Raw genomic sequence first — 15,172 nt, forward strand, 5'->3', positions numbered from 1 at the left:
CTCTCGGCTGGATCACTCGAACCGCGGGCGCCAACCTTCTGCCTTGTGCGCAAAGTTTATACGACGCGTGTTCGGACTGTGTTTCGGCTAGCTGTTTTCAACCGGCGGAACAAGGGTACTTTTGGCCGGTGAAATGCGAAAATGGTCCCGATTCCAGGCGGGGTGCACGCCGATGACCTCGGGAAATGGCCCCGAAGTGGTCGGCCAATTCGTGTCGGCGTTTTTCACGAGTTCGCAACCGGCCCGTAAGACGCCTTCCGTTCCATGCCCCGTGAATGTGCCACTGGTCACATCGACCAGACTAGCGGCCGATGGTGCCCTCCGGGGCGTTATCGATCGCATCGACGGGGCATCCTTGCCTGTGGACCGGGACTCCGGCGGACGATCTTCGGTCCGCCCGTGCGAGGAAGGAAGCTCCGATGGGGGAGAAGGTCGTGGCAGGTCAGTTCGACCTGTCCGATCGCCAGCGCTACCGCGAGAAGCTCCGCAGTTGTCTGACGGGCTTGGAGCGACTCCTGGCGGAGAAGCGGTTCGACCGCCCCAAGAACCTCATGGGGCTGGAGATCGAATTGAATCTCGCGGGCGCCGACGGCATGCCGAGAATGTTGAATGCGCAAGTCCTCGAACGGATCGCCAGCAGGGACTTCCAGACAGAACTCGCCATGTTCAATCTGGAAGTGAACATCGCCCCCCACCGATTGGGCGGGCGGGTATTCGACCGGCTCGACGAGGAACTGCGCACTTCGCTGGCGTACGCCGACCGGAAAGCCGGTGAGGTGGACGCGGGGATCGTGATGATCGGCATCCTGCCGACGCTGGACCGGGACGACCTGGTCTCCTCGAATCTCTCCGACGTCGACCGCTACGCCTTGCTCAACGAACAGATCGTGGCCGCGCGCGGTGAGGACTTCACCCTCGACATCGACGGTGTGGAGCGCCTCAGTTGCACCTCCAAGTCCATCGCCCCCGAGGCCGCCTGCACCTCGGTGCAACTGCACCTCCAGGTCACCCCGGAGCGCTTCGCCGGTGTGTGGAACGCGGCCCAGGCCGTCGCCGCCGCGCAGATCGCCGTCGGCGCCAACTCGCCGTTCCTGTTCGGCCGCGAACTGTGGCGCGAGTCCCGGCCCCCGCTGTTCCAGCAGTCCACCGACACCCGCCCGCCCGAGCTCCAGGCCCAGGGGGTGCGGCCGCGCACCTGGTTCGGGGAGCGCTGGGTGACCTCGGCGTTCGACCTGTTCGAGGAGAACCTGCGCTACTACCCGGCCCTGCTGCCCATCTGCGACGACGAGGACCCGCTCGAGGTGCTGGACCGGGGCGGCGTCCCCAGCCTCGCCGAACTCGTGCTGCACAACGGCACCGTCTACCGCTGGAACCGCCCCGTCTACGGCATCGCCGACGGCGTCCCCCACCTGCGCGTGGAGAACCGCGTGCTGCCCGCCGGCCCCACCGTCACCGACGTCCTCGCCAACGCGGCGTTCTACTACGGAGTGGTCCGCGCCCTCGCCGAGGACAGCCGGCCGGTGTGGACCCGGCTGCCGTTCGAGGCGGCGGCCGCCAACTTCGACGCCGCCTGCAGGTACGGCATCGACGCCCGTCTCACCTGGCCCCGGCGCGGCCGCCTCGGCGGGCTGGGCGAGGTGGACGCGGTCACCCTCGTACGGGACGAACTGCTGCCGCTCGCCGAGGCAGGGCTGGACGCGTGGGGCATCGAGCCCGCCGACCGGGATCTGTACCTCGGGGTGATCGAGGAGCGGTGCCGGCGCAGGGTGAACGGCGCGACCTGGCAGGCCGCGACCTTCCACCGGGCCCTCGAGCTGGGCCTCGGCCGGGAGGCCGCCCTGGCCGCCACCACCCTCCGCTACCGCGAGCTGGTGCAGCAGGGCGATCCGGTGCACAGCTGGCCGGTGGGACTGCCGGAACCGGTGCCGGCGGGCTGACCCCCGCGGACCGCCTCCGCACGGCCCCCCGGCCGGGCGCACAGCCGCTGCCCTCATACTGATCTGATTCGATCGGTGATGTGGGGAGGCAGGTGTGCAGGCGGAGGCCGGCCCGGGGGCCGATGCGTATTCCGAGCGGCGGCCCTCGCGGACGACGCTCCGCAACGAGACGCTTCTCGTGCTCGCGCTGTCGCTCGGCGCGAGCGGAGTCTCGGCCCTGATCAGCTTTGTCGGCTCGGTCACCGAACCGGGCGGTCTGAAGGACCAGGCGGCCACCCTCAACGCCTCGGCCGCGCCGGGCCGCCCCTGGCTGGACCTGGCCTGGCAGCTCTTCGGGATCACCACGGCGCTCGTACCCGTCGCACTGGTCGCGCACTTCCTGCTGCGCGAGGGCGCTGGGCTGCGCACCCTCGGCTTCGACCGCACCCGGCCCTGGTCCGACCTCGGCCGCGGAGCGGCGGTCGCGGCGGTCATCGGCAGCAGCGGCATCGCCTTCTACCTGGCCGCGCGAGGCCTCGGCTTCAACCTCACCGTGGTGCCGGAGGCGCTGCCCGAGGTGTGGTGGAAGTACCCCGTGCTGATCCTCTCGGCGATGCAGAACTCGATCCTCGAAGAGGTCGTCGTCGTCGGCTATCTGCTGCGCCGGCTCGATCAGCTGGGCTGGAGTCCCGGCGCGGCGATGGCGGGCAGTTCGGTGCTGCGCGGCTCGTACCACCTCTACCAGGGCATCGGCGGCTTCATCGGGAACATGGTGATGGGCGTGGTGTTCGTGTACCTCTACCGGCGCTGGGGACGCGTCGGTCCGCTGGTGGTCGCGCACGCGCTGCTCGACATCGGGGCGTTCGTGGGATACGCGCTGCTGGCCGGCAAGGTGGACTGGCTGCCGACGGCGTGAGGCGGTGGCGAAGGGGCGTACGGCAGTGCCGTACGCCCCTTCGCCGTACCGGGTTCAGACCAGCAGGTCGCCCTCGATGACCGTCACGGCCCGTCCGCTCAGCAGGGTCCGCCCACCGCGCACCTCGGTGCGGACGCGGCCGGAGCGCGGCGAGGCCTGCAGGCCGGTGAGGCCCGAGCGGCCGAGGCGCTCGGACCAGTAGGGGGCCAGGGCGGTGTGCGCGCTGCCGGTGACCGGGTCCTCGTCGATGCCGACGTTCGGGAAGAAACAGCGGGAGACGAAGTCGTAGCCGAGTGCGGGGTTCTCCGCGCGGGCGGTGGCGATGACGCCGCGCTCGGAGTGAGCGGCCAGGGCCTTGAGGTCGGGCCGCAGGGCGTGGACGGTCCGCTCGTCGGCGACCTCGACGAGCAGGTCCCCGATGTTCGGGCCGGTGTCGAACGCCGTGAGCGGCGGGGTGCCCAGCGCCTCGGCGACGCCCTCGGGAACGTCGACCGCGGTGAGCGGGGCGGTGGGGAAGTCCAGGGTGACGGAGCCGTCCTCGCCGGGCGTGGCCACGAGGACGCCGCTGCGGGTGGCGAACCGCACGGGGCCCCGGTGCGCGCCGGTGGTGTGCAGGACGTGCGCGGTGGCCAGTGTCGCGTGGCCGCACATCGCGACCTCGGTGGTGGGGGTGAACCAGCGCAGCGCCCAGTCGGCCTCGCCGCCCGCGGGGAGCGGGTGGGCGAAGGCCGTCTCGGCGTGATTGACCTCCAGGGCGACGTTCTGCAGCCAGGGGTCGTCCGGGAAGGCGTCGAGCAGCAGCACTCCGGCGGGGTTGCCGGAGAAGGGCCGGTCGGTGAAGGCGTCGACGATTCGAATCCGCATGTCCCGACGGTAAGGGCGGTGCGAAGCCGCGGACCAAGGCCAATGCGCGACTGTTGGCCCGGTCGCCGCGGACGGCGGCCCGGCCGGGGGGTTGCCGAACGAACTGTTCCGATATATCGTTGAAGCATCGCGACAGATCAACGATGGAATGGAGTGGTGGCGATGCGCACCCACGGTCACGAGTACGGACACGGTCATGGCGGCCCGCGTGGCGGACGTGGCGACTTCGAGCGGCTGCGGGCGGCCTTCGGGCCCTTCGGTCCGGGGGGCCCGGGTGGTCCCGGCGGTCCCTTCGGCCCGGGTTTCGGGCATGGCGGTCCCTGGGGCGGACGAGGGCGCGGCGGACCGAGGGGAAGGGCGCGGCGCGGTGACGTACGGGCCTCGATCCTGGCCCTGCTGAAGGACCGTCCGATGCACGGCTACGAGATGATCCAGGAGATCGCCGAGCGCAGCGGCGGGGCGTGGAAGCCCAGCCCCGGCTCGGTGTACCCCACCCTTCAGCTGCTGGAGGACGAGGGGCTGATCGTCAGCGCGTCCGAGGGCGGCAAGAAGCTGTTCTCGCTGACCGACGCCGGCCGCTCGGCGGCCGGGGAAGGCCCCGAGGCGCCCTGGGAAGAGGCCTCGCGCGGGGTCGACTGGGAGGCGCTGAGCGAGATCCGGCAGGCCGGCTTCGGTCTGATGGAGGCCTTCGGGCAGGTCTGGAAGACGGGCAGCAAGGAGCAGCGGGAGAAGGCTCTCGCCGTCATCAACGAGGCCCGCAGGAAGCTGTACCTGATCCTCGCCGACGAAGACTGACGGAGTCGGCGGGGGCCGGCGAGGGGCGTGACGCAAACCGGCGCGCGCCCCTCGGGCGGAAACGCCCCGATCTCCTCCGCAAGGAGGAGGTTCCGGCCCGGGACGTCCACTTTCCGTGGGACGCCAAGATGCTTCCCGCCGGGGATGCCCCGGGCCCGCGCGGCTGATGGGGTGGAGGACGTGCAATCCCGTATCCCCCGGCAGCAGGCCCAGGAGCTCCAGGAGCAGGGCGCCCACCGCGCGGAGAACGATGCCGGGCTCGGCGCAGAGCTGGCGGCGGTGGTGGCCGGCGCCCGGCGCAGAGCGGTCCGGGACGGGGACCGCCAGATCGACACCGCCCATCTGCTGCACTCGCTCCTGGAGTCGGACGCCGAGGTGAGGGCCGCCTTCGGCGAGGGTCCGCAGATCGCCCGGCTGCTCGGCTACCTGGTCCAGCGCAGCATCGGCTACGGGCTGCGCTGGCAGGGCGCGGTCGAGGACTCCGGCGGCGTCCCCGCGGTGACCGGGACCGCGGGCTTCTCGCCGCTGGCCGCCGGCTGCGTGGAGTACGCCCGCGGGCGCGCCGCCCGTCACGGCCGCGACCCGGCGTGCGGCACGGACCTGCTCGCGGCGATCGTGGCGGACCCGCGGGCGCGCGCCGTCGAGGTGCTCGAGCGTGCCGGGATCGACCCCCGTGCGCTGTTCGCCCGGCTCGAGGCGCCGTCCAGCCGGTGAGACAGGTGTCATAAGGGGTGACGCTCCTGTCGGGGCCTGTCATCATGTGCCGGTGCCTACCTCTGTCAGTACCCCGAGCGACCACCGCAAGGGCGTCGGACTCGGCCTCGCGCTGCTGTCCGCGCTGGCCTTCGGGGGGTCCGGTGTGGCGGCCAAGCCGCTGATCGAGGCGGGTCTCGACCCGCTCCACGTCGTGTGGCTGCGGGTGGCGGGCGCGGCGCTCGTCATGCTGCCGCTGGCGGTGCGCCACCGGGAACTCCTGCGCAGCAGGCCCGGGCTGCTCGCCGGGTTCGGCCTGTTCGCCGTGGCCGGCGTCCAGGCCTGCTACTTCGCCGCCCTCTCCCGTATCCCCGTCGGGGTCGCGCTGCTGGTCGAGTACCTGGCACCCGCGCTCGTGCTCGGCTGGGTGCGGTTCGTGCAGCGGCGGCCGGTGACCCGTGCCGCCGCGGTCGGCGTGGTCCTGGGGGTGGGCGGGCTCGCCTGTGTCGTGGAGGTGTGGGCGGGCCTCGGCTTCGACGCGCTCGGCCTGCTGCTCGCGCTCGGCGCGGCCTGCTGCCAGGTCGGCTACTTCGTCCTGTCCGACCAGGGCGGCGACGGCGAGGAGGCCCCCCACCCGCTCGGTGTGATCGCCTACGGGCTGCTGATCGGCGCCGCCGTCCTGACCGTCGTCGCCCGTCCCTGGTCCATGGAATGGTCCGTGCTCACCGGCAGCGCGGAGATGGACGGCACCCCGGTCGCCGCCTTCGTCCTGCTGGCCTGGATCGTCCTCGTCGCCACGGTGGTCGCCTACGTCACCGGGGTGATGTCGGTGCGCCGGCTCTCGCCGCAGGTCGCCGGGGTCGTGGCCTGTCTTGAGGCGGTCATCGCCACCCTCCTCGCCTGGGTCCTGCTCGGCGAGCACCTGTCGGCGCCGCAGATCGTGGGCGGCGCGGTCGTCCTCACGGGCGCCTTCATCGCCCAGTCCTCGGCCCCGGCGAAGGGTTCCGGGAAACCGGTGGCCGGCGGCGGACCCGAACGGGAGTTGTCCACGCCGGAAACGACCGCATAGGGTGCCGATCATGCATGCGCGAGCACTCCTCCTTCCGCCTCCGTCCGCCTGAGGCGGGCCCTCCGGTACATCCGCCCGGCCGGTCGCCGGGCGTGACGGTGCTGCCCGCAGACGAAGTCCGCGGATCCCGCCGGCCCGGCCCCGACCGGGACCGATCCGGGATCCCTTCCCGAACTTCCGCGCCCACGCCGGTGCGTGTGGTGCGTGTACCTGCGGAGAGAACACGTGTCGAACGCCGTCTCCGGCCTGCCCGTCGGGCGGGGCCTCCTCTATCTGATCGTCGCCGGTGCCGCCTGGGGCACCGCGGGCGCGGCCGCGTCGCTGGTCTACCGGACCAGCGACATGGGGCCCGTCTCCCTGTCCTTCTGGCGCTGCGCGCTCGGGCTGGTGCTGCTGCTCGCGGCCCGGCCGCTGTCGCGGCGCGCGCGGAGCGCCGCCCCCGAGCCGCTCGGCCGGCGGGCGCTGCGGGCCGGGACCACCGGGATCGGTCTCGCGGTCTTCCAGACCGCCTACTTCGCGGCCGTCTCCGCCACGGGACTCGCCGTGGCCACCGTCGTCACCCTCGGCGCCGGACCCGTACTGATCGCACTCGGTGCCCGGCTGACCATGGGCGAGCGCCTCGGGCGCGGGGGACTGGCCGCCGTCGTGGGCGCGCTCGCCGGACTCGTCGTGCTCGTCCTCGGCGGCGGGGAGGCGGCCGTGGATCCGTGGGGCGTCCTGCTCGCCCTGCTGTCCGCGGCCGGATACTCGGCGATGACCCTGCTCACCCGCTGGTGGGGACGCGACGGCGCGGTGGACTCCTCCGGTACGACCGTGAGGGCGTTCGCCGTCACCAGCCTGGTGCTGCTGCCGTTCGCCGCGGTCGAGGGACCGGTGCCGCACACCGATGCGCCCGGCGTGCTGCTGTGCCTCCTGGCGTACGTCGCCTCCGTGCCGACGGCGCTCGCGTACGGCCTCTACTTCGCCGGCGCGGCCGTCGTACGGTCGGCCACCGTGTCCGTGATCATGTTGCTGGAGCCGGTGAGCGCGGCGGTGCTCGCGGTGGCCCTGCTCGGTGAGCGGCTGACCGCGGCCACGCTGGCCGGCACCCTGCTGATGCTGGGCTCGGTCGCGGGGCTCGCGGTGGGCGAGGCGCGGGGTGCGCGGGCCGGCAAGGGGGAGCCGGCAGCCGTACCCGTGTGACGGCGAAGGGCCCTTCCGGGCGGGAGGGCCTTTGGGCCGGGCCGTCCGCCGGCGCGGGACGTGCGCGGGCCTCCGCGCCGGGCGCGCCGGCCCGGTCCGCCGCCCCGGCCGCGCACCGCCTCCGACCGCTTGCCCGTGTACGTGAACTTCACCCGTACGCCCGTCGCTTCGAGCCGAAGCCCGCGGATTCCCGGCGGCAGCCCGCCCTACGGGGCCTCGCCCGCCGTCGCCCGCGCGGAGCCGGCCTCCGGCCGGAAGCGGCCCGTCCGGCGGTTCGGAGGCGCGGCCTTCCGCGCGGGATCGCCCACGGCATGGGGGCGCCACCGCAGCCGGACGGCGGTGTGAAGGCCCGTCGGGACGCCGTGCTCCGGCGGCTGGACCGGTGTCACAGGGCCGCCAGGTAGCCGGGCAGCCCGGTGCCGGGGGCCAGGCCCGGATCGGCGAGCGGGGTGTCGTAGCCCTTGCGCAGGGGGACGACACCGGCCCAGTGGGGGAGGGAGAGGTCCTCGGGCTCGTCGTTGACGCCGCCGGTGCGGAGCTTGGCGGAGACCTCGTTCAGGTCGAGGCGGATCACCGCCGTGGCGGCCAGCTCCTTCTTGTTGGCCGGCCGGGAGTCGGCGGCGCGCCCCGGTACGACATGGTCGACGAGGGCGTCGAGGGCCTGCCGCTTCTCCTCGGGGTCGGTTACGTCGTACGCCGGGCCGTGCACCACCACGGAGCGGTAGTTGATCGAGTGGTGGAAGGCCGAGCGGGCCAGCACCAGCCCGTCGACGTGGGTGACGGTCAGGCAGACCGGGAGGCCGGCACCGGCCCCGCCCGCCGCGCGCAGCGGGCGCGAGCCGGTCGAACCGTGCACGTAGAGACGCTCGCCGACCCGGCCGTACAGCGTGGGCAGCACCACCGGCGCACCGTCCCGGACGAAGCCGAGGTGGCAGACGTAGCCCTCGTCGAGTATCGCGTGCACCAGCTCCTTGTCGTACGCGGCGCGTTCGGGGGAGCGGGTGGGGACGGTGCGCCCGGTGGGCGGGTAGGTGGCGGCGGGCTGCTGCTGGGTCCCCTGCATGGCGCTCTCCATTGCACTAGTGCATAATCTGCTTTGTGCTAGGAGAGTATCGGATCGGTGGACGGCGCGCAGCGGAGATTTCCGCGAGCATCGAGCGCGCGGTGGGGGACGGGGCGTTGCGGCCGGGCGAACCGCTGCCGCCCATGCGGGAGTTGGCGGAGCGGCTCGGGGTGAATCCGAACACCGTCGCCGCCGCGTACCGGACCCTGCGCGAGCGCGGGGTCATCGAGACCGCGGGCCGGCGGGGGAGCCGGGTGCGGTCCAAGCCGGCCACCACCCCGCGGGAGCTCATCCGGGTGGACGTCCCGCCGGGCGTGCGGAACCTGTCCGAGGGCAACCCGGACCCCGCGCTGCTGCCCCCGCTGGCCGGAGCGTTCGCCGCGGCGGCCGGGGAGGGCGACCGGGAGCCCGTGCTGTACGGGCACGCGCCCGTGGAGCCCGAGCTGGCGCGGCTGGCGCGGGCCCGGCTGGACGCGGACGGGGTTCCCGACGGGCCCGTCGCCGTCACCTCGGGCGCGCTGGACGCGATGGAGCGGGTGCTCGTGGCGCACCTCAGGCCCGGGGACGCGGTCGCGGTGGAGGACCCGGGCTGGGGGAGCCTGCTGGACCTGCTCCCCGCGCTGGGACTGAGGACCGTCCCCGTGGGGGTCGACGACGAGGGCCCCCTGCCCGGCGACGTGCGCAGGGCGCTGGCGGGCGGGGCGCGGGCCCTGATCGTCACGGACCGGGCGCAGAACCCGACCGGCGCCGCGCTGAGCGCCGCCCGCGCGCGTGCCCTGCGCCCGGTGCTCGCCGGCCACCCGGAGACGCTGCTCGTCGAGGACGACCACGGGCACCACATCGTCGACCTGCCGCTGCACGCCTTGGCGGGTACGACCCGCAGCTGGGCCTTCGTGCGCTCGGCGGCCAAGGCGTACGGCCCCGACCTGCGGCTCGCGGTGCTCACCGGGGACGCGGTCACCCTCGACCGGGTGCGCGGACGGCAGCGGCTCGGGCCGGGCTGGGTCAGCAGGATCGTCCAGCGCGCGGTGGTGCGGCTGTGGAGCGAGGGCGCGGTGGATCCGGCGGCCGTGGCCGCGCGGTACGGGCGGCGCCGGGACGCGCTGATCGAGGCGCTGGACCGGCGCGGGATCGCGGCGCACGGGCGCAGCGGCATGAACGTGTGGGTGCCGGTCCCCGACGAGACCGGCGCCGTCGCCCGCCTGCTGCACGCCGGCTGGGCGGTGGCTCCCGGCGCCCGCTTCCGCATGAGCGCGCCGCCGGGCGTCCGCGTCACGGTCTCGACGCTCGCGGAGGACGAGATCGAGCCCCTGGCCGAGGCGATCGCGGCGGCGCTCGGCCCGGCCGGGGGCCCGGTGCGGACGTATGCCTGAGGCGGGGGCGGGCGGCCGGGTGGTGCGGGCCACCCGCGGTCGGCCGTGCCGGTGAGGGCTGGGCGGGCGGTTGTTCCGCAGCGCGGCGTTGCCGGGGCGCTTCCCCCGGAGGAGGTACCCCCAGCGCCCATCCCCCCGCTTCCGGCTTCGCTCGAGCTGGAGGGGGACCCCCGTGAGCGGGGGACCCCATCGCCCTGGGGGGTGCCTCCCCGGCCCTCGAGGCGCGGGGGGAGGCACGGCCGGCCGCAGCTCCGTGGGTTCGGGGCTACGCCGGCTTCTTCGGTCTCACCTGGGTGAGGGCCGCGCCCGCCAGGACGATCGCCGCGCCCACCGGTGTCGACCAGGTCAGGGTCTCGCCGAGGAGGACGATGCCGGCCGCGGCGGCGATCACCGGGACGAAGTAGGTGACCATCTGGCCGGTCGTCGGGCCGACCTCGGCCACCAGGCCGTACTGGATGAGCACGGCCAGACCCGTGCCCAGCATGCCCAGCGCGGCGATCGCCAGCAGCGGACCGACGGCGAAGCGGCTCGGCAGTGTGGTGAACAGCGGCGTGACGACGGCCAGTTGGACCGTGGCCAGCAGCAACTGGCCGCCGGTCAGGGACAGGTTCGAGTGGCTGCTGCCCGCCAGGGTGCGGCGGACGTAGATCCAGCCGACGGGGTAGCTCAGCGAGGCCAGCAGGGCCAGCGCCGTGCCCCGGGCGTCCAGGCCCGCGAAGCCCTGCCAGGCACCCAGCACGGTCAGCACCCCGAGGAAGCCGACACCGAGCCCCGCCACCCGCACCCGGGTCGGCCGGTCCTCGGACAGCGCCACCAGCGACAGGGCCATGCCCCACAGCGGCGAGGTCGCGTTGCAGATGCCGGCCAGCGTGGACGGGATGGTCAGCTCCGCGAAGGCGAACAGCGAGAACGGCAGGGCGTTCAGCAGGAACCCGGCGACCGCGAGATGCCCCCAGGTGCGCGCACCGCGCGGCAGCCCCTCCCGCCGCACCAGCATCGCCACCGCCAGGACGGCGGTACCGAAGGCCAGCCGGCCGAGGGTGACCTGGAAGGGGGCGTAGCCCTGGGTGCCGACCTTGATGAGGAGGAAGCTGAACCCCCAGATCAGGGAGAGCGCGCCGAAACGCAGCCGCCAGTCCAGGCGGGGAAGGGTGCGCTCCGGGGCGGGGCCGGCCGGGGCCGGTGCGGTGGTGGTCGCGGTGACGCTGCTCATGGACGCAACGATGCGGGACATCCATCTCGTAGCACAATCGAGATTTCGCACCCGGTATCTCGTAGCATCGCTTACATGTTGAACCTGGAGCGCCTGCGCACCCTCGACGCCCTCGCCCGGCACGGCTCGGTCAGCGGCGCGGCCGAGGGCCTGCACATCACGACCTCCGCCGTCTCGCAGCAGATGTCCAAGCTGGAACGCGAGGTCGGTCAGCAGCTGCTGGCCAGGAACGGGCGCGGGATCCGGCTCACGGACGCGGGCCGGCTGCTCGCCGAGCACGCGGCGCGCATCCTCTCCCAGGTCGAGCTCGCCCAGTCCGACCTGGAGGCACAGCGCGGACAGGTCGCCGGTGAGCTGCGGGTCTCGGCGTTCCCGACCGCCGCGCGGGGACTCTTCCCGGCGGCCCTGCGGGACCTGCGCGAGCGGCACCCCGCGCTGCGCGTGCGCTCCCGCGAGCAGGAGCCGGAGCAGGGCATCCGGGGAGTGGTGCGCGGGGATCTCGATCTCGCGGTGGTGCTCGACTGGTACAACAAGCCGATGCCGCTGCCCGACGGCCTGGTCAAGGCGCCCCTGCTGGACGACCCGGCCGACGTGGCGCTCCCGGCCGGTCACCGGTTCGCCGACCGCGACCAGGTGGACCTCGCCGACTTCGCCGAGGACGAGTGGATCACCTGGGGCGAGGGCGAGTTCTGCCACGAGTGGCTGATGTTCACCCTGCGCTCCAAGGGCATCGAACCGGTCATCGGCCACCGGGCCGCCGAGAGCCACACCCAGCTCGGCCTGGTCGCGGCGGGGCTCGGCGTCTGCATCGCCCCGCTGCTCGGCCGCGACCCGCTGCCCGACGGGGTGGTGACCGTCCCGCTCCGGCAGCGCGTACGACGCCACGTCTTCGTCGTCTGGCGCGCGGACGCCGACCGCCGCCCGTCGATCCGGGCGGCGGTGCGGGCGCTGCGGGCGGCGGGGGAGCGCGTCGGGGCGGCCGGGGAGAACACCGGTGCTACGGCAGCGTCGCCAGCTTCCTGAAGTCCCAGGACACGATCTTCTCCGGGGTCAGGCGCAGCCAGGCGTGCCGGCCGTCGTGGGGCATCTCGTCCAGGCCGAAGTTCTTGCGGGCGAACAAGGTCTCCGGAACGTCGAGTTCCGCGCACAGCCCGCCGGTGCGCGGGACCTCGCCCACGAACTCCACCCGTCCGGACAGCTCCGCACCGCGCAGCTCGTCGTACTCCTCGCCCGTGTCGACCACGATCGCCACCCGCGGATCCCGCCGCAGATCCGCCCAGCGTCTGCTGCGCACCACGGAGTACAGCCACAGTGCGCTGCCGTCCCAGGCGAACCAGAGCGTGCTGACGTGCGGTGCGCCGTCGGCGGACACCGTGGCGACCCGGCAGGTGCGCTGGACGGTGAGGAAATCGTCCAGCTCACCGGGCGTCATCATGATCTTCCGGCCCCGGCGCTGCGTGGCGGTCATACGGCCCCTTCGTCTCTCGTGTCGTGCCCGGCGCCGGCGGCTCAGGCGAGGGTGATCGAGTCCCCGCTCACCGTGATCTCCACGGCGGGCAGCGGCTTGGTCGCCGGACCGCTCTGCACACTGCCGTCGGTGATGGAGAAGTTGCTGTTGTGGCAGGGGCAGTTGATGACCCCGTCGGCGATGCTCTTCACCGCGCATCCCTGGTGGGTGCAGGTCGCCGAGAACGCCTTGAACTCGCCCGCCGTCGGCTGGGTGACGACCACCTTACGGTCGGCGAAGACCTTTCCGCCCCCCTCGGGGATGTCGGCGGTCGGGGCGAGCGGGGCGGCGCCGGCGTCCCCGCCGCCGCCCGAACCCCCGCCGTCCGTGCGGCCGTCGTCCGACGCGCCGCCGGTGGAGCCGGAGTCCACGGAGGAACTCGACGTGTCGTCGTCGGAGCCTCCGCACGCGGTCAGCGCGGCGGTGAGGCCCGCCGCTCCGGCCGCCGCCACGACGGTTCGACGGGCGGGTCCTGAGGGGGAGGGCTTGAGCGATGCGCTGGTCATGCCGTGTTCCTTCCGGGGGATGCGTGATCTGTCGAGAGGTACGGTCGGCGGGCCCACGCTGTTCACGCGATGCCGAGAGCCTGGCCTGTCCGCGGTCGGACGGGCGTAAACCACGGCTGTCGTTCCGCTGTCGGTCCCGGGCCGTCCCGCACGGGCCGCCTCCGACGTGCGGCGACGCGCCAGTAGCCTGGTGCGATGCTGAAGGAAGTCACTGCGACCCGGTTCATCGCGCCGCTGCGCGAGGGCGGCTCGCTGCCGGGACTCGTCGAGGCCGACGACCTCGGCACCTACGTGCTGAAGTTCACCGGTGCCGGACAGGGCCGCAAGACGCTGGTCGCCGAGGTCGTCTGCGGTGAACTCGCCCGCCGGCTGGGACTGAGGGTGCCCCGCCTGGTCACCGTGGAGCTCGACCCCGTGCTGGGGCTCGGTGAGCCCGAGCCGGAGGTGCAGCGGCTGCTGAAGTCCAGCGGCGGCACCAACCTCGGCATGGACTTCCTCTCCGGCGCCCTCGGCTTCGACCCGCTCGCCTTCGAGGTGAGCCCGGAGGAGGCCGGACGGATCGTCTGGTTCGACGCGCTGGTGAACAACGTCGACCGCTCCTGGCGCAACCCCAACATGCTCCGCTGGCGCGGCGGACTCTGGCTCATCGACCACGGCGCGACCATGATCTGGCACCACAACTGGCCCGGTGCGGCGGCCTCCGCCGCCCGTCCCTACGACGCCTCCGACCACGCCCTGAAACCCTGCGCGCCGGACATCGCGTCCGCCGCGGCCCGGCTCGCGCCGCAGGTCACCGAGGAACTGCTCGCCGAGGTCACCGCGGAGGTCCCCGACCTCTGGCTGACCGGTGAGCCCGGCTTCGACACCCCGGACGAACTCCGGGCGGCCTACGCGCGGCCGCTGATCGCCCGCGCGGCCACCGTCCACCACGACATCCACGGCCTCGAGGGGGACCAGTGAGCGGCCGGCACGTCTTCGAGTACGCGCTGCTGCGGGTCGTACCGCGCATCGAGCGCGGTGAGTGCGTCAACGCCGGGGTGCTCGTGTACTGCCGCCCCAAGTCGTTCGTCGCGGCCCGCACCCATCTCGACGAGGCGCGGCTGCTGGCCCTCGACCCGAAGGCCGACGTGCCCGGCGTACGGGCCGCGCTGCGCGCCGTCGAGGGCGTCTGCGCGGGCGGGGACGCGGCCGGGCAGGCGGCGCGGGACGACGCCGGGCGGCGCTTCCGCTGGCTGATCGCGCCCCGGTCCACCATCGTCCAGCCCGGCCCCGTGCACACCGGGCTCACCGCCGATCCGGCGGCGGAGGCGGACCGGCTGCTCGAACTGCTCGTGCGCTGACCGGGGCGGTGGGCGCGGGCGGCCGCGGGTGGTTCGTGGTCGCCCATGGCCCGTCAGGTCCGGCGGCGTTTCACCAGGTAGCCGGTCGCGGCTGCGGCGCCCGTCACGAACGCGGTGCCGATGCCCAGGTCCCAGCCGCTCGGCCCGGACTCCGAGGAGCCGCCCAGCCCGCCCTGCACACCGCGCGTCGGTGCGACGGACGCGGGGGTCGTGGGTGCGGCGGGTGTCCTGGTGGGGGCCGCGGGCGTGGTGGTCACGGGCGCGGGCCGCGTCGTCGGCGCGGTGGTGGGAGTCGCGGTCCGGGTGGGGGAGACGGTCGTCGGCGACAGCGACGGTGACGGTGACCCGGTCGGTGCGGAGGCGGAGGGGGAGGGACGGAAGGTGGACGAGGTGAGACCACGCCTGGGCAGCGCCTCGCAGGCCACTCCGTCGTCCGGACCCGGGTCCTCGTCGAGCCGGTGCGGATCGCTCCGGTCCGTGTCGAAGAAGGTCTGCGCGTCCTCCTGGTAGGTGAAGTCGCTGCAGTCCAGGTCCTGGGCGTGAGCGGGGTCGGCCAACGGCACGATCGCGGCGAGCGCGATCAGCGTGCCCATGGCACCGGTGCGACGGCGCATGGAGCGCCTCCTTTCCGGCCGCGGGTGGCTCACGTCTCGACGCTAGGGGCCGCCCGGCGCGAGGGCGCGCGGCGCTGGGCCGATCGGGTGCTCCCCGCGGACGCCGGGTGCGCGACGGCCA

Annotated in this window: 16 protein-coding genes; 10 read left to right on the top strand and 6 right to left on the bottom strand. The window is 73.7% G+C overall.

The genetic code is table 11. The features are described 5' to 3' along the window. Window positions 1-419 precede the first annotated feature (419 nt). Window positions 420-1,937, top strand: a complete 1,518-nt coding sequence (locus ACFY3N_RS29365; protein ID WP_390819794.1) for a glutamate-cysteine ligase family protein — start codon at window positions 420-422, stop codon at window positions 1,935-1,937. A 94-nt stretch (window positions 1,938-2,031) separates the two neighbouring features. Beyond that, the gene (locus ACFY3N_RS29370) at window positions 2,032-2,832 is read left to right on the top strand and encodes a CPBP family intramembrane glutamic endopeptidase (RefSeq protein ID WP_390819795.1); all 801 of its coding nucleotides are present in this window, start codon (window positions 2,032-2,034) and stop codon (window positions 2,830-2,832) included. A gap of 54 nt (window positions 2,833-2,886) precedes the next feature. On the opposite strand, the gene ACFY3N_RS29375 is transcribed toward ACFY3N_RS29370, so the two are convergent. Further along, on the bottom strand, window positions 2,887-3,696 hold the full coding sequence (locus tag ACFY3N_RS29375; protein ID WP_390819796.1) for a PhzF family phenazine biosynthesis protein: 810 nt from the start codon (window positions 3,694-3,696) through the stop codon (window positions 2,887-2,889). 162 nt (window positions 3,697-3,858) lie between these two features. Here ACFY3N_RS29375 and ACFY3N_RS29380 point away from each other — a divergent pair, with 162 nt between their 5' ends. From ACFY3N_RS29380 to ACFY3N_RS29395, 4 genes are all read left to right on the top strand, one after another. Beyond that, window positions 3,859-4,491 carry a PadR family transcriptional regulator gene (locus tag ACFY3N_RS29380; protein ID WP_390819797.1) on the top strand — a complete coding sequence of 211 codons (633 nt, stop codon included), beginning with the start codon at window positions 3,859-3,861 and terminating at the stop codon, window positions 4,489-4,491. Window positions 4,492-4,671: 180 nt separating this feature from the next. Continuing rightward, complete coding sequence (locus ACFY3N_RS29385) at window positions 4,672-5,205, top strand: Clp protease N-terminal domain-containing protein (RefSeq protein ID WP_390819798.1); 534 nt, start codon at window positions 4,672-4,674, stop codon at window positions 5,203-5,205. A gap of 46 nt (window positions 5,206-5,251) precedes the next feature. After that, window positions 5,252-6,253 (top strand): DMT family transporter, encoded by a 1,002-nt coding sequence (locus ACFY3N_RS29390; RefSeq protein ID WP_390819799.1) that lies wholly within the window; start codon window positions 5,252-5,254, stop codon window positions 6,251-6,253. Window positions 6,254-6,478: 225 nt separating this feature from the next. After that, window positions 6,479-7,435: a DMT family transporter gene (locus ACFY3N_RS29395; protein WP_390819800.1), complete on the top strand. Its 957-nt coding sequence runs from the start codon at window positions 6,479-6,481 to the stop codon at window positions 7,433-7,435. A 385-nt stretch (window positions 7,436-7,820) separates the two neighbouring features. Here ACFY3N_RS29395 and ACFY3N_RS29400 read toward each other — a convergent pair whose 3' ends face one another. Next, the gene (locus tag ACFY3N_RS29400; protein WP_390819801.1) at window positions 7,821-8,498 is read right to left on the bottom strand and encodes a pyridoxamine 5'-phosphate oxidase family protein; all 678 of its coding nucleotides are present in this window, start codon (window positions 8,496-8,498) and stop codon (window positions 7,821-7,823) included. 35 nt (window positions 8,499-8,533) lie between these two features. Between ACFY3N_RS29400 and ACFY3N_RS29405 the strand changes: the two genes are divergently transcribed. Then, window positions 8,534-9,871 (top strand): aminotransferase class I/II-fold pyridoxal phosphate-dependent enzyme, encoded by a 1,338-nt coding sequence (locus ACFY3N_RS29405; RefSeq protein ID WP_390819802.1) that lies wholly within the window; start codon window positions 8,534-8,536, stop codon window positions 9,869-9,871. Window positions 9,872-10,136: 265 nt separating this feature from the next. Here the strand turns inward: ACFY3N_RS29405 and ACFY3N_RS29410 are convergent, their stop codons facing one another. Then, window positions 10,137-11,084 (bottom strand): DMT family transporter, encoded by a 948-nt coding sequence (locus ACFY3N_RS29410; RefSeq protein ID WP_390819803.1) that lies wholly within the window; start codon window positions 11,082-11,084, stop codon window positions 10,137-10,139. A 75-nt stretch (window positions 11,085-11,159) separates the two neighbouring features. Between ACFY3N_RS29410 and ACFY3N_RS29415 the strand changes: the two genes are divergently transcribed. Next, a complete protein-coding gene (locus ACFY3N_RS29415) occupies window positions 11,160-12,107 on the top strand; it encodes a LysR family transcriptional regulator (RefSeq protein WP_390819804.1) in 948 nt (315 codons plus the stop codon). Here ACFY3N_RS29415 and ACFY3N_RS29420 read toward each other — a convergent pair. Then, window positions 12,082-12,552 (bottom strand): pyridoxamine 5'-phosphate oxidase family protein, encoded by a 471-nt coding sequence (locus ACFY3N_RS29420; RefSeq protein ID WP_390819805.1) that lies wholly within the window; start codon window positions 12,550-12,552, stop codon window positions 12,082-12,084. The genes ACFY3N_RS29415 and ACFY3N_RS29420 overlap by 26 nt on opposite strands. A gap of 41 nt (window positions 12,553-12,593) precedes the next feature. Beyond that, window positions 12,594-13,097 carry a Rieske (2Fe-2S) protein gene (locus ACFY3N_RS29425; RefSeq protein ID WP_390819806.1) on the bottom strand — a complete coding sequence of 168 codons (504 nt, stop codon included), beginning with the start codon at window positions 13,095-13,097 and terminating at the stop codon, window positions 12,594-12,596. 195 nt (window positions 13,098-13,292) lie between these two features. Here ACFY3N_RS29425 and ACFY3N_RS29430 point away from each other — a divergent pair, with 195 nt between their 5' ends. After that, window positions 13,293-14,057, top strand: a complete 765-nt coding sequence (locus ACFY3N_RS29430) for a HipA family kinase (protein ID WP_390819807.1) — start codon at window positions 13,293-13,295, stop codon at window positions 14,055-14,057. Then, a complete protein-coding gene (locus ACFY3N_RS29435) occupies window positions 14,054-14,437 on the top strand; it encodes a DUF3037 domain-containing protein (protein WP_390819808.1) in 384 nt (127 codons plus the stop codon). Before ACFY3N_RS29430 ends, ACFY3N_RS29435 begins: the two co-directional genes overlap by 4 nt. A 53-nt stretch (window positions 14,438-14,490) precedes the next feature. On the opposite strand, the gene ACFY3N_RS29440 is transcribed toward ACFY3N_RS29435, so the two are convergent. After that, a complete protein-coding gene (locus tag ACFY3N_RS29440) occupies window positions 14,491-15,051 on the bottom strand; it encodes an excalibur calcium-binding protein (RefSeq protein WP_390819809.1) in 561 nt (186 codons plus the stop codon). Between the last annotated feature and the right edge of the window lie 121 nt (window positions 15,052-15,172).

The sequence above is a fragment of the Streptomyces sp. NPDC000348 genome, assembly GCF_042898795.1.
Classification (GTDB): domain Bacteria; phylum Actinomycetota; class Actinomycetes; order Streptomycetales; family Streptomycetaceae; genus Streptomyces.